Raw genomic sequence first — 21,352 nt, 5'->3', positions numbered from 1 at the left:
GTTCAGCCGTGCAGCACGCGGTACGCCGTGGCCGCGCCGGGCTGCAGCGGCACCGGCTGGGTGCCGATCAGCGTCCGGACGTCCAGGAACTGCGTGCCGACGGCTTCCGCGGGCACCAGGTCCGTCGCCCGTTCGACCAGGAGCCGGACCACCGCCGCGGCGACGTCGTCGGGAAGGGCGGGGGAGCAGACCAGCAGGTTCGCGACGCCGATCGTGCCCAGTGCGCCGACGCCGCGGTAGGCGCCTTCGGGGACCTGGACCTGGTCGTACACGGGGCCGTAGGTCGTGCGCAGTGGGGGGACCAGAGCGTCGAGCGGGAGCAGCGCGATCGGCGTCGTGCGGGTGAGGTCCGCGAGCTTCGGGGTCGGCACGCCACCGGACCACAGCATCGCGTCGATCCGCCGGTCGGCCAGCGCGTGGACGGCGTCGTCGAACAGCAGGTGCCGGGCGTCGACGACGACTCCGGCCCGGGCGAACAGCCGCTCGCCCAGCTGCGCCGCGCCGGAGCCGCCCGCGCCCAGCGACACCGGGCGGCCGGCCAGGTCGGCGAGCCGGTGCGCGGGCCCGTCCGCGCGCACCACGAGCTGCAGGTAGTTCTCGTACACGCGGCCGAGCGCGAGCAGCGGCACCTTCGCGGTGAACGGCGCGCCGCCGCCGATCGCCGTCTGCGCGACGTCGGCCAGCACCAGCCCGAGATCGGCCCGGCCGCCGCGCACGAGGTCGACGTTGGCGACGCTCGCCTCGGTCGGCACGGCGGTGGCGTGCAGCCGCGGTTCGGCGCGGCTCAGTTCCGCCGCCAGCAGCTCGGCGAAGGCGAGGTAGAAGCCGCCGCGCTCGCCGGCGGCGATGGTGAGGGCCCGCTCGGGACCGGCGTAACCGGACGACGAGCACCCGGCCAGGGCGAGGCCGAGGCCGGCGAGCAGGGCGGTGCGCCGGGTGATCGTCATGGCCCCTCCGGCGCGAGCGGCAGCGTGACGCGCACTTCGAGGCCGTGCGGTTCGGCCTGGCGCAGTTCGAGGACGCCGCCGCGGGTGCGCACCTGCTGGTGCGCGATGGCGAGGCCGAGCCCGGTCCCGCGCGGGGCGCCTTCGCCGCCGGCGCGCCAGAACCGTTCCGTCGCCCGGGCCCGGTCCTCAGTGGACAGTCCGGGGCCGTCGTCGCGCACGACGAGTGTCGCCGTTTCGGCGCCGGCTTCCCAGTCCGTGGTGATCTTCGCGCCGCGCCCGGCGTAGTGAACGGCGTTGTCCAGCAACACGTCCAGGATCTGCGCGAGCTCACCCTCCGGGCAGCGGACGGTCACCGGCTCGTCGTGCCCCGGCGGCGGGACGAGCGCCGCTCCGGCGTCGTCGGCGGCCGGGCGCCAGGCGTCGACGCGCTCGGCGAGCACGGACGCGAGGTCGCACGGCTCGTCGGCGGCCCCGGCCGCCACCCGGGTCGCGGTGCTTTCGGCGAGGGCGAGCGCGAGCAGGCCGTCCAGCAGCTTCTCGAGGCGTTCGACCTCGGCCACGGTCGCCCGGTAGGTGGCGCCTTCCGCTTGGCCCGCCAGGGAATCGACGCGCAGGCGCAGCGCGGCCATCGGGTTCCGCAGCTGGTGCGAGGCGTCGGCGACCAGCCGGTGCTGCTGGTCGGCGGCCTCCAGCACGGCCTCGGACATCCGGTTGACCTCACCGGCCAGCGACCGCAGCTCGCGCGGCCCGGCGCGTTCCGGGACGTGCGCGCGGTGCCCGGCGGCGACGGCCAGCACGCCGGTCTCCAGCTCGTGCAGCGGCCGCACCATCCACCGGGCCAGGAGCACGGCGAGCAGCACGAACACGACGGCGACCAGGAGCGCGCCGGCGGCGATGGTGCCCCAGCGGGCGGCGACGTCCGCGGCGGCCGCCGTCACCGACGCCCGCAGCACGACGACGCCGGCCACCCGGGTCCCCGTACCGACCGGCCGCGCGAAGTACGCCGGTTCGGTCGACAGCGGCCCGAGCCGGTCGACGCGCGGGCCGGGCTCGTTGCGCATGGTCGCCTCGACCAGCGCGTGGACGGCGGGGTCGGTCGCGGTCAGCCCACCCGCCTGCACCAGCGGCACGCGCCGCGCGTCGACGATGACCACGCCTTCGCCGTAGAGATCGGCGTAGCGCGTCGCGTCGGCGGCCAGCGCGGCCGGATCGCGGGTGTCGACCGCCTGCTGGGCCAGCACGACGAACCGGTCGACGTCGGCGGTGCGGGAGATGACCAGCTCCTGGGTGCGCTGCTCGGCCGTGGAGAGCAGCAGCGGCACGGCGAACGCGGCCACCACCGCCAGCGCCAGGGCGACCAGGACCACCAGCAGACGGGTGCGCACGGCTCAGTCCCGGCCGAGCCGGTAGCCGAAGCCGCGGATCGTGGTGAGCAGGCCCGGCCGGTCGAGCTTCGCGCGCAGGCCCGTGAGGTGGACGTCGAGCGAGCGCGACACCGCGAGGTAGGCGTCGCCCCAGACCTCGTCCATCAGCTGCTGGCGGCTGACCGCGGTGCCGAGGCGGGTGGCGAGGACCGCCAGGATCTCGAACTCCTTGGTGGTCAGCGCGACGTCGGCGCCGGCCACCCGCACCCGGCGGGCGGCCAGGTCGATCTCGACGTCCTCGACGTGCACGACGTCGCCGGCCGGGGCGTCGCGGGCGACCGCGCGCCGCACGACGGCGTCCATCCGGGCCAGCAGTTCCGCGAGCCGCACGGGTTTGGTCAGGTAGTCGTCCGCGCCGAGGCGCAGGCCGCGCACCACCGAGCGTTCGTCACCGCGGGCCGTCAGGACGATGACCGGCACCGGGGAGACCGCGCGGATCTTGCGCAGCACGTCGAGGCCGTCGATGTCGGGCAGGCCCAGGTCGAGCAGGACGAGGTCGGCGTCGCGGTGGCGGTGCAGGGCGTCGGCGCCGCGGCCGACGCTGGTGACCGGATGACCGCGCGCGTGCAGCGACTCGGCGAGCGCGCCGGCGACCCCGGCGTCGTCTTCGACGAGGAGCACGCGCACGGCCATCCCTTTCTCAGCGTTCGCCCGCGGCCACCGGATCGGGTCGTTCCTCCAGCTCCGAGCTCTTCGAAGTCTCCCGCATTGTGCCGTAGACGACGAGGGAAACCAGGACGCAGCCCGCGACGTAGAAGAAGAACACCGACTCGTGCCCGGCGCTCTTCAGCGCCTGCGCGATCAGCTCGGCGGTGCCGCCGAAGATCGCGACGGTCAGGGCGTACGGCAGGCCGACGCCGATGGCCCGGATCTTCGTCGGGAACAGCTCGGCCTTCACGATCGCGTTGATCGAGGTGTACCCGGCGACGACCACCAGCCCCGCCAGCACGAGGAAGAACGCGCCGACCGGGTTCCGCGTCGAGCCCATGATCGTCATGATCGGGACGGTCAGCAGCGTGCCCGCGATGCCGAAGAACAGCAGCAGCGGCCGGCGGCCGATCCGGTCGGAGAGCTTGCCCGCGATGGGCTGCAGGATCGCGGCCAGCAGGATCGCCGAGAACAGGATGATCGTGACCGTGCGCCGCGGGATGTGGGCGGTGTTCTCGAGGAACTTCTGGCTGTAGGTGGCGAAGGTGTAGAAGGCCACGGTGCCGCCCAGGGTGAGGCCGACGACGAGCGCGATCTCCTTGGGGTACTTGGCGAGCGCGCGCAGGGTGCCGCGTTCCCCGGAGGCCTGGCCGGCTTCCTTGGTGAAGCTCTCGGACTCGTCCATGCCGCGACGCAGCCACATCACGCTCAGCGCGGCGACGGTGCCGACGCCGAACGCGATCCGCCAGCCCCACGCCGTCAGCTGCTGTTCGGTGAGCAGCGCCTGGAGGATGAGCTGGAGCCCGAGAGCCAGCAGCTGGCCGCCGTAGAGCGTCACGTACTGGAAGCTGGAGTAGAAGCCGCGCTTGCCGGGAGTGGCCACTTCGGACAGGTACGTCGCCGAGGTGGAGTACTCACCGCCGACCGAGAGGCCCTGGATCAGCCGCGCGACGAGCAGCAGGATCGGCGCGGCGATCCCGATCGTCTGGTACCCGGGGGTGACGGCGATCAGCAGCGACCCGCCCGCCATGAGCGTCACCGACAGCACCAGCGCCCGGCGCCGGCCGAACCGGTCGGCGAACCGCCCGAGCATCCAGCCGCCGAGCGGCCGCATGAGGAACCCGACGGCGAACACCGCGGCGGTCCCGAGGAACGCCGCCGTCGTGTCGCTGGTGGAGAAGAAGGACTTGGCGAAGTAGGTGGTGAACGCCGCGTAGGCGTACCAGTCGTACCACTCGACCAGATTGCCGATCGAGCCGCGCAGCACGTTGCCGATCACGCGCTTCTCGCTCACGCCCGCGGCGCCGGTGCCGTTGATCCGGGTAGTCATCGTCGACCTCCTGTGTTGCGACTCACGGTGACCAACCGCGAGACGACCAGCAAGGCCGAGAGAGGGTTCCTTACACCCGCTTAGGACACATCCGTGCATCGCGACCGTCGAGTCGAGCTGGGTCAGCGATCAGGCTCACGGGGTTGGTCCGCAGCGTCGCGGCATCGCGCCGAGCCCGGTCGAACGGCGGTGCTGAAGGTTCGCCGGCACAGCGCGCTGTGGTCTGCGTCGCACCGTTGCGGAAAGTGTAAGCAACAACGCACCGGCAGCCGCGACGTCACGCTCCGTCGACCTACCGGCCGGTACCCGCCCGCCGCACTCACGTTCCGCTGGCCGGAGCGTGCGCCTGTCGTGTGGTGTTGCCGACACCCGGCTCCGATGACGGCGGTTACCTGCAGGTATGGCGGGCGTGGCTGCGCGCCCGGAGCGGCCTGCCGATAGCCTCTTGCCGTCACTCGCGCACGGTCGAAAGAGGGAGAACGCTGTGGGACGGTCGGTCTTGGTCACCGGGGGCAACCGGGGCATCGGTCTGGCGATCGCCCGGGATCTCGCCGGACAGGGCCACCAGGTCGCCGTCACGCACCGCGGGTCCGGGGCTCCCGAAGGGCTCTTCGGGGTGCAGGCGGACGTCACCGACACCGAGCAGATCGACGCGGCGTTCAAGCTCGTCGAAGAACACCAGGGCCCGGTCGAGGTGCTCGTGTCGAACGCCGGGCTGACCGACGACACCCTGCTCATGCGGATGAGCGACGACCAGTTCGAGCGGGTGATCAACGCGAACCTGACCGGCGCCTACCGGGTCGCCAAGCGCGCGTCGCGCGGCATGCTGCGCGGCAAGTGGGGCCGGTTCGTCTTCATCTCCTCGGTGGTCGGCCTCTCCGGTTCCGCGGGCCAGGCGAACTACGCGGCGAGCAAGGCGGGCCTGGTCGGCTTCGCGCGCTCGCTGGCCCGTGAGCTCGGCTCCCGCAACATCACCTCGAACGTCATCGCGCCCGGGTTCGTGCGCACCGACATGACCGACGAGCTGCCCGAGGACCGCAAGAAGCAGATCCTCGCGCAGGTGCCCTCCGGCCGGTACGCCGAGCCGTCGGAGATCGCCGCCGCCGTGCGGTACCTGGCCTCGGACGACGCCGGTTACGTCAACGGCGCGGTGCTGCCCGTCGACGGCGGCCTCGGCCTCGGCCACTGACCTCGCTTCACACCCGAACAAGACTTGGAGGACCTGTGCCCGGACTGCTCGAAGGCAAGCGCCTGCTGATCACCGGCATCATCACCGACGCCTCGCTCGCCTTCCACGCGGCCAAGATCGCGCAGCAGGAGGGTGCGAAGGTCGTCCTGACCGGCTTCGGCCGCATGTCACTGGTCAAGACCATCGCGAAGCGCCTGCCCGAGCCGGCCCCGGTGATCGAGCTCGACGTCACCAACCAGGAGCACCTGGCCGGTCTCGCGGACAACGTCCGGGAGCACGTCGACGGCCTCGACGGCGTGCTGCACTCCATCGGCTTCGCCCCGCAGAGCTGCCTCGGCGCGCCGTTCATGGACGCTCCCGCGGAGGACGTCAAGGTCGCCGTGGACGTCTCGGCGTACTCGTTCATGTCGCTGTCGAAGGCGTGCCTGCCGCTGCTGGGCCGCGGCTCGTCGATCGTGGGCATGGACTTCGACGCCCGGGTCGCGTGGCCGGTCTACAACTGGATGGGCGTCGCGAAGGCCGCGCTGGAGTCGGTCAACCGCTACCTGGCCAAGGAACTCGGGCCGCAGGGCATCCGCGTCAACCTGGTCAGCGCCGGCCCGATGAAGACGATGGCCGCGAAGTCGATCCCGGGCTTCTCGGACCTCGAAGACGGCTGGGGCGACCGCGCGCCGCTCGGCTGGGACAGCTCGGACCCGGACCCGACGGCGAAGAGCGTCTGCGCGCTGCTGTCGGACTGGCTGCCGGCCACGACCGGCTCGATGATCATGGTCGACGGCGGGGTCCACGCCCTCGGCATCTGATCGTTGTCCGTGAAGGCCTCCTTACCGGCTCTTATGGCCGGGAAGGAGGCCTTCACGGCTTTCAGGCCGCGACCGGGACCGGGCGGCGGTCGTCGGCGCGCTGGACGGCGACCGCGACCGTGAGGGCGACGACCGTCGCCGCACCGAGGGCGATGCCCGTCCACGCGACGCTCGGGAAACCCAGCCCGGCGCCGATCGCGACGCCGCCCAGCCACGGCCCGGCGGTGTTGCCGACGTTGAACGCCGCCGTCGTGCTGGCGCCCACGAGCGTCGGGGCGTTCCCGGCCACGGCGTAGGTGCGCACGTTCAGCGCCGGGTTGGCACCGAACCCGGCGGCGCCGAAGACGAGCACGGCCGCGACGGCGACCACCGCGTCGGTCGTCAGGGCCAGCACGAGCAGGGCCGCCAGCGCGAGCGCGACGCAGCTGTAGAGCGTGGCGAACGGGTGCCGGTCGGCCAGCCGTCCGCCGGCGGTGATGCCGATGAGCGCGCCGACGCCGAACAGCGCGAGGACGCCCGGGACCCACGATTCCGGCAGGCCGTCCGTCTCGGTCAGCAGGGGCGCGAGGTAGCTGAACGCGGCGAAGATCATGGCCTGGCACAAGGCGATCACGCCGAGCGCGAGCCAGACCCGGCCGCGCCGGTAGAGCCGCAGCTCGGACCGGACGCTCATCCCGCCGCCGGTCGTTTCGGGCACCAGCGCGGCCACGCCGGCCGCCGCCAGCAGCGTCACCGCCGCGACCGCCCAGAACGCCGTCCGCCAGCCCGCGTGCTGTCCGATGAACGTGCCCGCCGGCACTCCGGCGACGTTCGCCACGGTCAGCCCGCCGACCAGCACCGCCATCGCACGGCCGCGCCGTTCGACCGGCACCAGCGCGATCGTCGTGGCCACGCCGACGGCCCAGAAGCCCGCGCAGGCGAGCGCGGCGACGACCCGCGTCGCGAACAGCAGCGCGTACCCGGTGGCGAGGGCGCCCACGACGTGCGCCCCGAGGAAGACCGCGAGCAGCACCAGCAGCGTCCGGCGGCGGGGGAGCCGCAGCGTGGTGATCGCCAGCAGGGGCGCGCCGATCACCATGCCGATGGCGAACGCGGAGATCAGCAGGCCGGCGTCGGGGATGCTCACGCCGAGGTCGGTGGCCATGCCGGGGAGCAGGCCGGTGATCATGAACTCGGACGTGCCCAGCGCGAACACGCTGAGCCCGAGGACGAAGACGGCCAGGGGCACGGGTCCTCCTTGGTTGTGTATTGGTCAGTACAAAACGTGGCCAGGCTGCTGCCGAAAGGTGCCCGGGGTTCAGGCGACGAGCGCGGACAGGGCGAGATCGGCGACGGCGTACATCGCCTCGCGGCTGGTGCCGCGCCGGGACATCACCTTCAGGCCGGTGACGGTGTTGAGGACGAACTGCGCGACGTCGGCCGGATCCCGGCCGGGCCGCAGGCTGCCGTCGAGCACGCCTTCCCGGGCGCACTGGCCGAGCATCGCCAGGTTGCGCTCGGTGTCGCTGCGCAGGGCGGCGCCGATGCCGTCGTCCGGCATGCCGAGCTCGGCGAGGGTGTTCACGACCAGGCAGCCGCGGCGGTTCCGCTCGAGTTCGGCGTCGATGGTCGTGGTGAAGAGCGCGGTGAGCCGTTCGGCGGCCGTGCCCGGTCCCTCGAGGAGTGCCTGCCGGGCCGTGAGCTGGCTGTCGGTGTAGTGCGTCAGCGACCGCTCGAACAGGGCTTTCTTGCTGGTGAAGGTGTTGTAGACGCTGCTGCGGCCCAACCCGGTGGCCTCGCACAGGTCCTGCGTCGACGTCGCCTCGTAGCCGTGTTCCCAGAACGCGTGCATCGCGCTGTCGACGGCGGCGGACTCGTCGAACTCCCGTGGCCTGGCCATGGGATCACCGTACCAGGGTTTTGGACTGGTCGATTCATAACGGGCCCGCGTCAGCGTGCGGGGCGCCACAGCGGCAAGATGACCGAGGTGGGATACGACGCGGTGCTGTGGCTTTCGTTCGGCGGTCCGGAAGGGCCTGACGACGTCATGCCGTTCCTCGAGAACGTCACCCGGGGCCGGGGGGTGCCTCGTGAGCGGCTCCTGGAGGTCGCCGAGCACTACCAGCACTTCGGCGGGGTCTCGCCGATCAACAAGCTGAACCGCGACGCCATCGCCGCGGTCGAGAAGCAGCTCGCGGCCGCCGGTGTCGACCTGCCGGTGCACTTCGGCAACCGCAACTGGCACCCGATGGTCGAAGCCACCCTGAGCGAGCTGACGGCGGCCGGCGCGCAGCGGATCCTGGTCTTCCCCACGAGCGCGTACGGCGGCTACTCGGCGTGCCGCCAGTACGACGAGGACATCGAACGCGCTCGCGCCGCGGTCGGCGAAGGTGCACCCGAAATGGTGAAACTGCGCCAGTTCTTCGACCACCCGCTGTTCGTCTCGGCGATCGCCGACGGCGTCCGCGCCGCCCACGCGTCGCTGGGGAACGTGCCGGGCATCCGCACCGTCTTCACCGCGCACTCGGTGCCGGACAGCGCGGACAAGGCGTCCGGCCCGCCGGCCGAGGGCGGCCGCCGCTACTCGCGCCAGATCGCCGAGGCCGCCCGGCTCGTCGCGGCCGAAGCCGGCGTCGAGACCTACGACGTCGTCTGGCAGTCGCGGTCCGGGCCGCCGCAGGTGCCGTGGCTGGAGCCGGACATCGTCGACCACATCGACGCGCTGCACGCCGAGGGAGTGCCCGGAGTGGTCGTCTCGCCGCTCGGGTTCGTCTCGGACCACCTCGAGGTGATCTGGGACCTGGACAACGAAGCGGCCGAACGCGCGGCCGAGCACGGCATGGCGTTCGCCCGCGCGGCGACGGCGGGCAGCGACCCGCGCTTCGCCGAGCTGGTGGTGGAGCTGATCCGCGAGCACACGCACGACGTGGCGCCGCGCAAGCTGTCGCCGTTCCCGGCGAGCGGCTGCACGGTCAACGGCGCCCCGTGCGCGATCGGCTGCTGCGAGCCCGCGAAGCGTCCCGGCCGTTAGCTTTTGCGCCCCACCAGGTGGAAGATGCGGCTGAGCCGGCGGCAGGGGTCCCGCCGGCCGGCTTCGAGTTCGACCGCGGCCACGCGTTCGGTGTCGGCCGGATCCAGGTCGGCGCCGCTGAGGTCGAGCCAGTCGACGAACAGCCAGACTCCGTACCACCGCAAGGGTTCCACGCCGCGGCGGCGCAGTGACTCGCTGAGCTCGTCGACGGTGTCGGCGCGCGTCGGCAGGCCCAGCACGCCGATCTCGGCGCGGGTGTCGAACGCCGCCAGCACGTCCTCCCACCGTCGTTCCATGGCCGGGCGCACCGCGGCCGCGTCGGCGTTGCCCGCCATGATCGAGACGAGGCCGCCGGGAGCGGCGCACCGGCACAGCTGGTCGAGCACGGGTTCCGGGTCCGCCAGGTAGCCGAGCACGCCGTGGCACAACACGGCGTCGAACTGCCGGCCGCTGACCGCCTCGACGGCGTCCGCGCCGTCGGCCGCCACGAACGTCACCCCATCCGGCAGCCGCTGCCGGGCCTTGTCCAGCATCGCCGGTGACGGGTCGAGCAGCGTGACGTCGTAACCGGCGCGGGCCAGCGGGAGCGACTGGTGTCCCGCGCCGCCGCCGACGTCGAGCACCCGGGCCGGCGGGGCCGGGAGGTGCTCCAGCAGCTGCCGGTGGATGACGTAGGTGCGCACGCGCCCCTTCACGGTGGCGTAAGCGCCATCGGCGAACTGGTCGGCCAGCGCGGCCCAGGTGTCCTCGACCATGGCCGCCACGGTACTGGGGATCGCGGCGGGGGAGTTCGCTGACCACGGGAGCGACCACGGGAGCGAGGTCCGCGTCCGGGGCTGTTCGGGCACATCACGACCGGCACGAACCGCTGAGACGTCAGCCTTCGCGAGCGGTCTGCTCCGCGAAGACCCGCACGGCCTCGTTGACGGCGGCGCACCGGGCGATCCGCACGGCGTCAGACAGCGGCCGCAGCGCCTGGGCCCGCAGGTTCGACGCCGATGCCGACAGCGCCCCACCCGGGTCGTCGGTTTCGGCGATCGCCAGGATCGCCGAGATCTCCTCGGCACGCTGCAGCACCCGCAGTGACCGTCCAGGTGTGCCCGCCGGCCAGTCGACGTCCGGGCGGGAGCGCAGGTGGGCGGACAGTTCCGCGCGCACTCCCGGCCGGTCGCTGGCGACGTTCAACGTCTGGAGCGCGCCGGCACTCGCGCGGATCGCGTCGGTCAGGCCGTGCTCGGCCTCGCCCAGCGCGACGTACTCCGGCGGGGCGGCCAGGGGGACGAGCGAGAACACCGTCCAGCGCATCAGGCCTTCGGCGACCGGCTCCGGCACGATCCCGTAGCCGAGCTCGGGCAGCACCACCGCGTCACCGGCGCGCAACGCCGCTTCGGTGAACGGGCCGCCGCCCCCGAGGCCCCGGACATCACCCGGGACGGGGAGGACCAGCCGCATGCTTTTCGCTCCCTGCGAACGCAGGGCCATCAGCAACTGGACCGGGGTGGCCGCGCGGTTGAAGGCCAGCGGGAGCTCGAACGCCTCCGCGGCGGCCGCGTCGGCGGCGACGACGTCGTGCGCCTCACCCCACGCGAGCAGGGCGTCGAGCACATCGTCGGACGCGGCGGCTCCGTTCAGCCACGCGCTGGACCAGACGGCGAAGGTCGCACTGGGTCGGCACACGACGCCCTATTTTACCGGGCCGCCTCGCGGCCCGGCAGCGCGCCCACGCTGGAGTCGCTCCACATCGACGGGCCGCCGATCCGGCAGTAGCGTCGAACGGGTGAACGTAGTTCCAGACGATCTTCCCCGCACCGCCGGGGCCCTGCGCGCGGCCGGGTACGAGCCGCGGCCCATCGCGCAAGAGATCCACGACAACCTGCTGACCGCCCTCCGCACGGGGGTCGACGCCTGGCCGGGCATCGTCGGGTTCTCCCGCACGGTGCTGCCGCAGCTCGAACGCGCGCTGCTGGCCGGCCACGACGTCGTCCTGCTCGGCGAGCGCGGCCAGGGCAAGACCCGCCTGCTCCGCACCCTCTCCGGGCTCCTCGACGAGTGGACGCCCGTCATCGAGGGCTCCGAGCTGGGCGAGCACCCGCTGCAGCCGATCACGCCCGCGTCGCTGCGGCGCGCGGCCGAGCTCGGCGACGACCTGCCCGTGGCCTGGCGCCACCGCTCCGAGCGCTACACCGAGAAGCTGGCCACGCCGGACACCTCGGTGGGCGACCTGATCGGCGACGTCGACCCGGTGAAGGTCGCCGAAGGCCGCAGCCTGGGCGACCCCGAGACCATCCACTTCGGCCTGGTCCCGCGCGCCCACCGCGGCATCGTCGCCATCAACGAGCTGCCCGACCTCGCCGAGCGCATCCAGGTCGCGCTGCTCAACGTGATGGAGGAGCGCGACATCCAGGTCCGCGGCTACACGCTGCGGCTGCCCCTGGACGTCCTGCTCGTCGCCACCGCGAACCCCGAGGACTACACCAACCGCGGCCGGATCATCACCCCGCTGAAGGACCGCTTCGGCGCCGAGATCCGCACGCACTACCCCCTGGACGTCGAGTCCGAGGTCGCCGTCGTGCGGCAGGAGGCCCACCTCGTCGCGGAAGTGGGCGAACCGCTGCTGGAGGTCATCGCCCGGTTCGTGCGGAACCTCCGCGAGTCGCCGGTCATCGACCAGCGCTCGGGTGTCTCCGCGCGGTTCGCCGTCGCGGCGGCCGAGACCGTGGCGGCCGCGGCCCTGCGCCGCTCGGCGCTGACCGGTGAGGAACCCGCCGTGGCCCGGCCGGTCGACCTCGACGCGGTGCCGTCGGTGCTGCGCGGCAAGATCGAGTTCGAGCCGGGCGAGGAAGGCCGCGAGGTCGAGCACCTCGTGCACCTGCTGCGCCGGGCGATCGCCGAGACCGCCCGCGAGCGCTTCGCCGGCCTCGACCTGCGCCCGCTGGCCGACGCGGTCGCCGACGGCCACCTCGTCGCCACCGGCGAGCGCGTGCCGGGCGAGGACGTCCTCAAGGCGCTGCCGGAGCTGCCGGTGCTGCACGAGGTCGCCGCGCGCGCCGGCGTCTCGCCCGACGAACCCGCCGGCCGGATCGCGGCCGCCGTCGAACTCGCCCTCGAATCGCTGTTCCTGGCGCGGCGGCTCGCCAAGGACTCCGACGACACGACCACCGTCTACGGCCGATGACCGCGGTCCCGCTCCCCGACGGCTACTCCTACGGCCCGTTCCACGACGGGCCGGACCCGCTCGCGCCGCCGGCCGACCTGCACGACGCGCTCGACGAGATCGGCCGCGACGTGATGGCCGGCTCGTCGCCGCGCGCCGCGCTGGAGGAGCTGCTGCGCCGGGGCACCGACCGCACCTCGGGGCTCGACGAGCTGACCCGGCGCCTGTGGCAGCGCCGCTCGCAGATCCAGCGGCGCAACAACCTCGACGGCACCCTGCAGGAGGTCCAGCGCCTCCTGCAGGACGCCCTCGAAGCCGAACGGCGCGAGCTGTTCCCCGACCCGGACGACGACGCCCGCTTCCGCGAGGCCCAGCTGGACGCCCTGCCGCCCGGCACGGCCGCCGCCGTCAACGAGCTGTCCGAGTACGACTGGCGCTCCGAGCAGGGCCGGGAGAACTACCAGAAGATCCGGGACCTGCTCGGCCAGGAGCTGATGGAGTCCCGGTTCCAGGGCATGAAGCAGGCGCTGCAGAACGCCGGGCCCGAGGACGTCGAGCGGATCAACGAGATGCTCTCGGACCTCAACGATCTCCTCTCCGCGCACGCCCGGGGCGCCGAGGACATCCAGGAGCGCTTCGACGACTTCATGGGCAAGCACGGCGAGTACTTCCCGGAGAACCCGCAGAACGTCGAGGAACTGATCGACGCCCTCGCGGCCCGGTCCGCCGCGGCCCAGCGGATGCTCAACTCGATGTCCGCCGAGCAGCGCGCGGAGCTGGCCGAGCTGACGCAGCAGGCCTTCGGCGACCCGCGGCTCGCGGAGCAACTGTCGAATCTGGACGCGCAGCTGCGCGCGGCCCGGCCGGGCGAGGACTGGACGTCGTCGGAACGCTTCCGCGGCAAGAACCCGCTCGGCATGGGCGAAGGCGCCCAGGCGATGGCCGACCTCGCCGAGCTGGACGCGCTGGCCGAGCAGCTGGGCCAGTCCTACCCCGGCGCGAGCCTGGACGACATCGACCTGGAAGCGCTCGAGAGCCAGCTCGGCAAGGACGCCGGCGTCGACGCGCGGCGACTGTCCGAACTGGAGCGTGAGCTGCGCCGCCAGGGCTTGTTCGAGCGCGCCGCCGACGGGTCGCTCCGGTTGTCGCCCAAGGCGTTGCGGCGCCTGGGCGAGACGGCGCTGTCGGACATCGTGAACGCGTTGCGCGGCAAGTCCGGCGACCGCGAGACCGAGTCGGCGGGCGCCGCGGGCGAGCCGACCGGCGCGTCGCGGCCGTGGCGGTTCGGGGACATGCAGCCCTGGGACGTGCCGCGGACGATCCGCAACGCCGTGCTGCGCTCGGTGTCGGTGGGGGAGTCCGCGGTCCGGCTGGACGTCGAGGACGTCGAAGTGGTCGAGACCGAGCACCGGTCCCGCGCCGCGGTGGCGCTGCTGGTCGACACGTCGTGGTCGATGGTCTCGGAAGGCCGCTGGCTGCCGATGAAGCGCACCGCGCTGGCGCTGCACCAGCTGATCACCACCCGGTTCCGCAACGACGCGCTGCAGCTGATCACCTTCGGCCGCTACGCGACGTCCATGGAGCTGCCGGAGCTGGTCGGGCTGGAGGGCGCGTGGGAGCAGGGCACCAACGCCCACCACGCGCTGCTGCTGGCCGGGCGCCACCTGCGACGTCATCCCGACGCCCAGCCGGTGGTCCTGATGGTCACCGACGGCGAGCCGACCGCGCACCTGGAACCGGACGGCGAGGCCGTCTTCGACTACCCGCCGCAGCCGCAGACCCTCCACAAGACACTGTCCGAAGTGGACCGCCTGGCCAAGCTGGGCGCGTCGGTGACGGTGTTCCGCCTCGGCGACGACCCGCGGCTGACGGCGTTCGTGGACGTCATCGCCCGCCGCTCGGGCGGCCGGGTGGTGGCCCCGGACCTGGACGGCCTGGGTGCGGCGGTGGTGGGCGACTACCTGCGCACCCGGCGTCGGTGACGGTTAGCGGCGCACCCGGCGGTGCCGGACCGGCGCCGCCAGCCCGGCGAGGTCGCTCCCGGCCTGCCGGCTGTACGGGTGCTCCGGTCCGAGCACCCGCTGGTAGTCGGCGGTGACGGCGGTGAGCGTCTCGCGTGCCGGGCCCGGCTTGCCGGCCCTCGCCAACGCCAGGCCGAGGTTGCGCCGGGCGTTGAGCGTGCCCGTGTGGTCCGGGCCGAGCAGCCGGGTCCGGTCGCCGGCCGTGCGCTCGAACAGCTCCAGCGCCTCCCGGGTCTTCCCGGCGTCCAGCAGCGCCCGGGCCAGGAAGAGCCGCAGCCGTACCGTCTCCAGGCTGTCCGCGGGCTGCTCGCGCTCGGCGGTGTCGCGCAGCCGCCGCAACAGCCCGATCGCGTCGCCGTGGCGCCCGGCGGCCTGGTAGGCGGCCGCGCGGTACTGTCCCCACCACGGCGCGTCGGTCCGCGCCGCGTTCTGTTCGTGCAGCGCGATCCCCTCGGTGACCCGGCCGCACCGGACGTAGGTGCGGGCCAGTTCGCCCCGGGCGTTGACCGTCGACGGGTGATCCGGCCCGTGCACCCGGACGTTCTCCCGCAGGTTCTCCTCGAACACCCGGCACCGCCGCCGCGAGCTCACCGGCCGACCGGAGCGCGCTGCCGAGGTTGACGCGGGCGTGGAGCGCGGTCTGGTGGTCGGGCCCGGCCACCCGCACCACGTCGGCGAGGTTGCCGCGGTGCACGGCGATCGCCCGGTCGAGCTGCCCGTGGCACTCGTGGTCGTAGCCGAGTGAGTTGCGGGCGCCGAGCGTGCGCACGTCGTGCTCGCCGTACCACCGGGTCCGGCGCTCGACGAGCCGCTCGGAAAGGGCCACCGCTTCGCCGGTCCGTTCGCCGCGGACGCAGACCAGCCGCAGCGACCGCACCGCGCGGTCGACGTCGGCGTGCCCGGCGAGCAGGTAGGCGTCGTGGTCGGCCAGCACCTCCCGCCCCAGCGCCCGCGCTTCGGCGAGGGCGCCCGCTGCCGCGAGGTGGCCCACCGACCAGCGCCGCAGCCGCAGGATCCGCTCGAGCCGCGGCGTCAGCTCGACCGACGGCAGCGCGCGGAAGGTCCGCCACACCGCGCCGACGTGCTCGGCCAGGTCGTCGGGTGCGGAGCCGTCGCTCTCGTCCGAGCCCCCGGTTTCCTGCTCGAGCGCGTCGAAGGCCTGGTCCAGGGTGGCCGCCAGGCGTTCCTCGGCGTGCAGCCGGCTCAGGACGGCCCGCTGGGTGAGCCGGTGCATGGTGACGATCTCGCCGCTGACGTCGAAGCCGGCGATGGAGGCGCCGGTCAGGGCCCCGAGCGCGGCGTCGACGGCGACCGGATCGGGGCCGAGCCGGTGCGCCAAGTCGCGCCGGACGCCCCGGGGCGCGAGGAGGGCGACGAACTCGGCGATCGCCCGCGCCCGCCCGTCGCGGGCCGTCACCGCCCGCAGCGACTCCAGCGCCGTGTCCTCGACGCGAGCGGGGTACCCCTCGCCGGGCACCCGCTCCAGCAGCGCGTTGAGCGGCGCGTGCGACAGCCGCTCCAGGTAGGTCGCGAAGGTGAGGCGCTGCCGCCGGATGACCCCACCGGCCTGGGCGAGCGCCAGCGGCAGGCCGCCCAGCTCGCGGACGACGCCGGCCGCGGCCTCATCGGCTTCCCGGCCCGACCTCGCGCACAGGAAGCAGACGGCCTCGTCCTCGTCGAACCCGCCGACCGCGACCGTGCCGCCGAGGATCTCGAAGGCCTGCACGGTGCTCGTGACGAGGACACGGGCGCGGGCGGGCAGCCACCGGTTGAGCGCGTCGGGATCGGCCGCGTTGTCGAACACGACGACCGGCCGCTCGACGGTGTCCAGCCACGCCATCCCGGTGCGCGCGGCGGCTTCGGCGTCGGCGACGGCGTCGGCTTGCCCGGCCTGGCGGGCCAGTCCGGCGTACGCCCGGACGATGTTCGCGGGATCCTCGGCGCTGATCCAGACCACCGTGGACCGCCCGTCGGCGGCGGCCGCGCGGGCGTACGCGGCGGCGAGGTGGGTCTTGCCGGCCCCGCGTCCGCCGAGCAGGACGCAGAACCCGCCGCCGTCGAAGGCGTCGTCGATCCGGGCCAGCAGCGGACCGCGGCGCACCGCCGAGAGCGGTGCACGGGGGAGGTCGCCGAGGACGAGCCGGGTCACCGCGGGCGACGGCCGGTCGCGGGCCGGGGTCCGGCGCAGCTGCAGGTACGCGATGAGCGCCGCGACCAAGGCGATCACCGCACCCGCGACACCCAGCGTCACCTCGGCCTTCACCCGAGTCAGGTTAACCGCGCGGGCGGCGCGTGGCGGGCTACGGAAGGGTGACGCTTGACCCTGACGTCGCGTGAGGCACCACCGTGGTCCGGGCAAGGGCCACACCGGCCGCAGAGGAGGGGAAACGATGGGGCATCCCGTGGGCAAGGTCGCCGCACTCGCCGGGGTCACCGTCCGGACACTGCACCACTACGACGAGATCGGCCTGCTCCGCCCGAGCGGGCGGACGGCGTCGGGGTACCGCAGCTACGGCGACGACGACCTCGACCGGCTGCAGCGCATCCTGTTCTACCGGGAGCTCGGGTTTCCCCTCGAGACGATCGCGACCCTCGTCGACGACCCCGGCATCGACGCCGACGCGCACCTCGAACGGCAGCGGGAGCTGCTGGTGGCGCGGATGGGCGAGCTGGGGCGGATGGTCGCGGCCGTCGATCGTGTGATGGAGGCGAGAGCCATGGGCAACGCGTTGACGCCCGAGGAGAAGTTCGCAGTGTTCGGTGGCTTCCGGGAGCCGGACGGTTACGCGGAGGAAGCGGCGCAGCGCTGGGGGAGCACGCCCGAGTGGCGGGGCGCGCCGGCACTGTCCAAGGAGGACTTGGCCGCGGGCGAGGCGGCGCGCCAGGACTGGGTGGGCCGGCTGAACGCCGTCCTCGACGCCGGTGCCGCGCCGGACAGCGCCGAGGCCACGGACCTGGCCGAGGAGCACCGGGTGATGCTCGGCCGGGTGATGGGGGAGTGCTCGTACGAGACCCAGCAACGGATCGGTGAGCTGTACGTCACCGAACCGGTGCAGCTGGGCTTCCTGGTCCGCGAGGACGAGCAGCGCCCGGGCGTCGGCGCGTTCGTCCGCGACGCCATCAGGGCGAACGCGGTGCGCCGGGGCTAGCACTGCCCCGGGTGGGGGACGTGTCCCACCGGGCGGGAGGGTGGCGGGGGGAACGCTTACAGTCGAGGGTATGCAGACTTGGTCATCGGTCGACGTGCCCCGCATCCCCGGCACCCCCCGCCCGCTGCGGCTCCACGACACGGCCACCGGGCAGATCCGCCCGACCGCACCCGGCGCCACCGCCCGGATGTACGTCTGCGGCATCACGCCCTACGACGCCACGCACCTCGGGCACGCCGCGACGTACCTCGCCTTCGACCTGGTGAACCGGATCTGGCGGGACAACGGGCACGACGTCCACTACGTGCAGAACGTCACGGACATCGACGAGCCGCTGCTGGAGCGGGCCGCGCGCGACCAGGACGACTGGGTCGTGCTGGGCATGCGCGAGACGGCGCTGTTCCGCGAGGACATGACCGCGCTGCGGGTGATCCCGCCGAAGCAGTTCGTCGGCGCGGTGGAGAGCATCCCGGAGATCGTCGAGGTGATCGCGAAGCTGCTGGCCAACGGCAGCGCGTACCGGGCCGACGACGCCGAGTACCCGGACGTGTACTTCGACCACACGGCGACCGGGAAGTTCGGCTACGAGTCCAACTACGACGCCGAGACCATGGCGAAGCTTTTCGCGGAGCGCGGCGGCGACCCCGACCGCGTGGGCAAGCACCACCCGCTGGACGCGCTGCTGTGGCGGGTCGCCCGCGAGGGTGAGCCGTCGTGGGAGTCCGAGCTCGGCGCGGGCCGCCCGGGCTGGCACATCGAGTGCAGCGCGATCGCCGTCAACCGCCTCGGCCTCGGCTTCGACCTCCAGGGCGGCGGCTCCGACCTGATCTTCCCGCACCACGAGTACAGCGCGGCGCACGCCGAAGCCGTGGCCAAGGACGGCCAGTTCGCCCGCCACTACGTGCACGCCGGCATGATCGGCCTCGACGGCGAGAAGATGTCCAAGTCGCGCGGGAACCTGGTGTTCGTCTCGCGGCTGCGCGCCGACAAGGTCGACCCGGGCGCGATCCGGCTGGCCCTGTTCGCCGGCCACTACCGCGGCGACCGCCCGTGGTCGGATTCCCTGCTCGCCGAGGCCCGGACGCGGCTGGCGCGCTGGCGCGAGGCCGTTTCCCTGGCGACGGGCCCGGCCGCCGAGGACACGATCTCGCGGCTGCGCGACCACCTCTCCGACGACCTCGACACGCCGAAGGCCCTCGCCGCGATCGACGCCTGGGCGAACGAGGCGCTGCGCCGTGACGGTACCGACCCCACGGCCCCCGGCCTGATCTGCATCGCGGTCGACGCCCTGCTCGGCATCACCCTCTGAAAAGCCGTGAAGGACTCCTTACCGGCCATAAGAGCCGGGAAGGAGTCCTTCACGGACCTTGTATAACGGCCTATACCGCGGCGGGGCGGCCGGCGGCCAGCTCCAGGTGGTCGCCCGCCCAGTCCCGGCGCAGCCAGCGGTCGTGGGACGCGATGACGACGGCGCCCGGTGCCGTGTCGAGCGCGGCGAACAGCTCTTCCGCCAGGGTCAGCGAAACGTGGTTCGTCGGCTCGTCGAGCAGCAGCACGTCCGGCGGTTCGGCGAGCAGGACCGCCAGCGCCAGCCGGCGCCGCTGCCCGACCGAAAGCGCGCCGACCGGCAGTCCCAGGTCGCGGGACGCCAGCAGGCCCAGCCGGCTCAGCGGGGGAGCGTCCTCGCCGAGCGCGTCGCGGTACACCTGGTGCGCGGTCCGCGCCGGGTCGGGGAACACGACGTCCTGCTCCAGCAGGCCGACGCGCACCCCGTGTCCGAAGTGGACCGTGCCGCTCGCCGGCGTCAGCTGTCCCGCGAGGACGGACAGCAGCGTCGACTTCCCGGCGCCGTTCCCGCCGGTGACGAGCAGCCGGGCCGAGCCGTCGACGTCGAGCCGCGGCAGGTGCAGCCGGCCCGGGACGTCCAGCTCCCGCACCGAGATCGCCGGGCCGTCGCCCGCCGAACGGCCGGTGAGCGCGGCCCGGAACCGCAGAGGCGCCGGGGGTTTGCGCACCTGGTCGCGTTCGAGGTGCTCGAGCCGCTGCTCGGCGTCGCGCACCCGCCGTGAGATCGTCTTCTGGACGCGGGCGCCCTTGAAGTGGTGGATGAACTTGTCGTTGTCCCGCGGCGCCCGGCCGTAGGCGACGTTCCGCGCGGTGACAGCGACCGTCTCGCGCAGCTCCTTCAGTTCCTCCTGCTCGTCGGCGAAGCGCTGCTCCCAGCGCGCCCGTTCGGCCTTCTTGTGCCCGAGGTAGTCGGTGTAGCTGCCGCCGTAGCGGACGGCGCCGCCGGCCTGGCTGCCGGCCGCGGCCGGGTCGAGGTCGACGATGTCCGTGCACACCGCGTCGAGGAAGACGCGGTCGTGCGAGGACAGCACCACGACCCCGGTCAGCTCCGCGAGGTGGCGTTCCAGGAACTCCATCGCGGCGTCGTCGAGGTGGTTGGTCGGCTCGTCCAGCAGCAGCGTCTCCGGCCGCCGGATCAGCAGCGCGGCCAGCCCGAGCCGCGAGCGCTGCCCGCCGGACATCGTGCCGAGGCGCCGGTCCGGCTCGATGCCGCCGAGGCCGAGCCCGTCGCAGACGAGCTTCGCGCGGCGGTCGGCGTCCCAGAGGTCGTGGGCCTGCGCCCACTCCAGGACCCGGCCGTACTCGTCGAGCACGGCCGCGTCGTCGGGTCGCGCGGTCATCGCCGTGGTCAGCTCGTCGAGCCGGACCGTGGCGGCGCGGATCTCGGTGAGGGCGTCGTCGACGACGTCGGCGAACGTCGCGTCCGGTGTGAAGGGCAGTTCCTGCAGCAGGAAGCCGACGTCCGGACCGCGCAGGACCTCGCCGGAGCGGGGTTCTTCGAGCCCGGCGAGCAGCCGCAGCAGGGTGGACTTGCCGGTGCCGTTCTCACCGACCAGGCCGAGGCGCTGGCCGGCGGACGCGGTCAGCGAGACGCCGTCGAGCACCACGCGGGTGCCGTAGCCGAAGACGACGTCCTTGGCCAGCAACGGAAAAATGGGGGTAGACATGCGCGATCACCGAGCCCGGAGGAGAAGATGCGGATATCCCGCCGGGCGTCGTGGCACGCGGGAGCGTCGGCTCGACCGGGTGCCGCCTCGGAAGCGGGATGGGCGCGATCAGTTCTTCATAGTGGAGCCAGGTTAACGCAACGACTGTAGAGTTAGTCAACTCGATATGGCCTGGGTCACATCCGGCAGCTCCGTGGTCGAGCGTTCGGCCGCGGCGGTGCCGTCCGTGAGGAACCCGAGCAGGGCGGTGAGCTGGCGCCGGTCCAGGTGGGCCAGGCGCTCGCCGACGAACCGGGCCATCGGCGCGTACAGCTCCGCGAGCTCGGCCATCCGGTCGGGCAGCGGCCGGACGACGAGCCGGCGCCGGTCGGCGGGGTCGGGCGCGCGTTCGGCGAGCCGGTGCAGCGCCATCCGGTCGAGCAGCCGGGTGAACGCGCCGGTGGTCATGCCCAGCAGCCGGGCGAGCTCGGTCGGGGAGTCGCTGACGCCGCCGTGGAGCAGGTGCAGGCAGTGCAGCTCGGTGGGCGTGACGGCCATCCGCTCGGCGACCGCGGCGTGGAAGAGCGCGGTCGACCCCACGAACCGGGGGAGGGCGAGGGCGGCGGCGGTGGCGAGTTCGCGCTGGTCGGGCAACATCCATCCCAGGTTCGGTGACGACGCAGT

The 21,352-nt window shown here is 73.3% G+C and carries 19 protein-coding genes; 8 read left to right on the top strand and 11 right to left on the bottom strand.

Features of this window, described 5'->3' with window-relative positions:
• Nucleotides 1-2: 2 nt before the first annotated feature.
• From MUY22_RS37590 to MUY22_RS37575, 4 genes are read right to left on the bottom strand one after another with little or no spacing between them, the layout of a single operon-like run.
• Complete coding sequence (locus MUY22_RS37590; protein ID WP_247051932.1) at nucleotides 3-947, bottom strand: TAXI family TRAP transporter solute-binding subunit; 945 nt, start codon at nucleotides 945-947, stop codon at nucleotides 3-5.
• Nucleotides 944-2,332 (bottom strand): HAMP domain-containing sensor histidine kinase, encoded by a 1,389-nt coding sequence (locus tag MUY22_RS37585; protein WP_247051931.1) that lies wholly within the window; start codon nucleotides 2,330-2,332, stop codon nucleotides 944-946. The genes MUY22_RS37590 and MUY22_RS37585 overlap by 4 nt, the downstream gene beginning before the upstream one ends.
• 3 nt (nucleotides 2,333-2,335) lie before the next feature.
• Nucleotides 2,336-3,004 (bottom strand): response regulator transcription factor, encoded by a 669-nt coding sequence (locus MUY22_RS37580; protein WP_247051930.1) that lies wholly within the window; start codon nucleotides 3,002-3,004, stop codon nucleotides 2,336-2,338.
• A gap of 7 nt (nucleotides 3,005-3,011) precedes the next feature.
• Nucleotides 3,012-4,349 carry an MFS transporter gene (locus MUY22_RS37575; protein ID WP_247051929.1) on the bottom strand — a complete coding sequence of 446 codons (1,338 nt, stop codon included), beginning with the start codon at nucleotides 4,347-4,349 and terminating at the stop codon, nucleotides 3,012-3,014.
• Nucleotides 4,350-4,833: 484 nt separating this feature from the next.
• Here MUY22_RS37575 and fabG point away from each other — a divergent pair, with 484 nt between their 5' ends.
• Both fabG and fabI read left to right on the top strand, forming a co-directional pair.
• Entirely contained in the window at nucleotides 4,834-5,538 is a 705-nt protein-coding gene (gene fabG / locus MUY22_RS37570; protein ID WP_247051928.1) for a beta-ketoacyl-ACP reductase, read from the top strand.
• A 35-nt stretch (nucleotides 5,539-5,573) separates the two neighbouring features.
• Nucleotides 5,574-6,341 (top strand): enoyl-ACP reductase FabI, encoded by a 768-nt coding sequence (fabI, locus tag MUY22_RS37565; RefSeq protein WP_247051927.1) that lies wholly within the window; start codon nucleotides 5,574-5,576, stop codon nucleotides 6,339-6,341.
• Nucleotides 6,342-6,402: 61 nt separating this feature from the next.
• Here fabI and MUY22_RS37560 read toward each other — a convergent pair whose 3' ends face one another.
• Together MUY22_RS37560 and MUY22_RS37555 are read right to left on the bottom strand one after the other, a co-directional pair.
• The gene (locus MUY22_RS37560) at nucleotides 6,403-7,569 is read right to left on the bottom strand and encodes a Cmx/CmrA family chloramphenicol efflux MFS transporter (protein ID WP_247051926.1); all 1,167 of its coding nucleotides are present in this window, start codon (nucleotides 7,567-7,569) and stop codon (nucleotides 6,403-6,405) included.
• Between the two features lie 69 nt (nucleotides 7,570-7,638).
• Nucleotides 7,639-8,220 (bottom strand): TetR/AcrR family transcriptional regulator, encoded by a 582-nt coding sequence (locus tag MUY22_RS37555; RefSeq protein WP_247051925.1) that lies wholly within the window; start codon nucleotides 8,218-8,220, stop codon nucleotides 7,639-7,641.
• Nucleotides 8,221-8,307: 87 nt separating this feature from the next.
• On the opposite strand from MUY22_RS37555, the gene MUY22_RS37550 reads away from it, so the two are divergent.
• The gene (locus tag MUY22_RS37550; RefSeq protein WP_247064308.1) at nucleotides 8,308-9,351 is read left to right on the top strand and encodes a ferrochelatase; all 1,044 of its coding nucleotides are present in this window, start codon (nucleotides 8,308-8,310) and stop codon (nucleotides 9,349-9,351) included.
• Here the strand turns inward: MUY22_RS37550 and MUY22_RS37545 are convergent.
• Together MUY22_RS37545 and MUY22_RS37540 are read right to left on the bottom strand one after the other, a co-directional pair.
• The gene (locus MUY22_RS37545; RefSeq protein ID WP_247051924.1) at nucleotides 9,348-10,106 is read right to left on the bottom strand and encodes a bifunctional 2-polyprenyl-6-hydroxyphenol methylase/3-demethylubiquinol 3-O-methyltransferase UbiG; all 759 of its coding nucleotides are present in this window, start codon (nucleotides 10,104-10,106) and stop codon (nucleotides 9,348-9,350) included. The genes MUY22_RS37550 and MUY22_RS37545 overlap by 4 nt on opposite strands.
• 121 nt (nucleotides 10,107-10,227) lie before the next feature.
• Nucleotides 10,228-11,028, bottom strand: coding sequence for a hypothetical protein (locus MUY22_RS37540; protein ID WP_247051923.1), 801 nt, complete (start codon nucleotides 11,026-11,028; stop codon nucleotides 10,228-10,230).
• 100 nt (nucleotides 11,029-11,128) lie between these two features.
• Here MUY22_RS37540 and MUY22_RS37535 point away from each other — a divergent pair, with 100 nt between their 5' ends.
• Entirely contained in the window at nucleotides 11,129-12,526 is a 1,398-nt protein-coding gene (locus MUY22_RS37535; RefSeq protein ID WP_247051922.1) for an ATP-binding protein, read from the top strand.
• Nucleotides 12,523-14,487, top strand: coding sequence for a VWA domain-containing protein (locus MUY22_RS37530; protein WP_247051921.1), 1,965 nt, complete (start codon nucleotides 12,523-12,525; stop codon nucleotides 14,485-14,487). The genes MUY22_RS37535 and MUY22_RS37530 overlap by 4 nt, the downstream gene beginning before the upstream one ends.
• Nucleotides 14,488-14,490: 3 nt before the next feature.
• Here the strand turns inward: MUY22_RS37530 and MUY22_RS37525 are convergent, their stop codons facing one another.
• The gene (locus tag MUY22_RS37525; protein WP_247051920.1) at nucleotides 14,491-15,117 is read right to left on the bottom strand and encodes a tetratricopeptide repeat protein; all 627 of its coding nucleotides are present in this window, start codon (nucleotides 15,115-15,117) and stop codon (nucleotides 14,491-14,493) included.
• 181 nt (nucleotides 15,118-15,298) lie between these two features.
• Here MUY22_RS37525 and MUY22_RS37520 point away from each other — a divergent pair, with 181 nt between their 5' ends.
• From MUY22_RS37520 to mshC, 3 genes are all read left to right on the top strand, one after another.
• Nucleotides 15,299-16,840 (top strand): hypothetical protein, encoded by a 1,542-nt coding sequence (locus MUY22_RS37520; protein WP_247051919.1) that lies wholly within the window; start codon nucleotides 15,299-15,301, stop codon nucleotides 16,838-16,840.
• 76 nt (nucleotides 16,841-16,916) lie between these two features.
• On the top strand, nucleotides 16,917-17,675 hold the full coding sequence (locus tag MUY22_RS37515; protein ID WP_247051918.1) for a MerR family transcriptional regulator: 759 nt from the start codon (nucleotides 16,917-16,919) through the stop codon (nucleotides 17,673-17,675).
• A gap of 70 nt (nucleotides 17,676-17,745) precedes the next feature.
• Nucleotides 17,746-18,984, top strand: a complete 1,239-nt coding sequence (mshC, locus tag MUY22_RS37510; RefSeq protein WP_247051917.1) for a cysteine--1-D-myo-inosityl 2-amino-2-deoxy-alpha-D-glucopyranoside ligase — start codon at nucleotides 17,746-17,748, stop codon at nucleotides 18,982-18,984.
• A gap of 70 nt (nucleotides 18,985-19,054) precedes the next feature.
• Here the strand turns inward: mshC and MUY22_RS37505 are convergent, their stop codons facing one another.
• Both MUY22_RS37505 and MUY22_RS37500 read right to left on the bottom strand, forming a co-directional pair.
• Nucleotides 19,055-20,689 carry an ABC-F family ATP-binding cassette domain-containing protein gene (locus tag MUY22_RS37505; RefSeq protein WP_247051916.1) on the bottom strand — a complete coding sequence of 545 codons (1,635 nt, stop codon included), beginning with the start codon at nucleotides 20,687-20,689 and terminating at the stop codon, nucleotides 19,055-19,057.
• 156 nt (nucleotides 20,690-20,845) lie between these two features.
• Complete coding sequence (locus MUY22_RS37500; RefSeq protein WP_247064306.1) at nucleotides 20,846-21,322, bottom strand: MarR family winged helix-turn-helix transcriptional regulator; 477 nt, start codon at nucleotides 21,320-21,322, stop codon at nucleotides 20,846-20,848.
• Nucleotides 21,323-21,352 lie beyond the last annotated feature (30 nt).

Origin of the sequence: Amycolatopsis sp. WQ 127309, from assembly GCF_023023025.1 — a bacterium.
Lineage (GTDB): Bacteria > Actinomycetota > Actinomycetes > Mycobacteriales > Pseudonocardiaceae > Amycolatopsis.
Note: the sequence above shows the minus strand (reverse complement) of the source record. Positions and strands in the feature narration are given on the sequence as shown.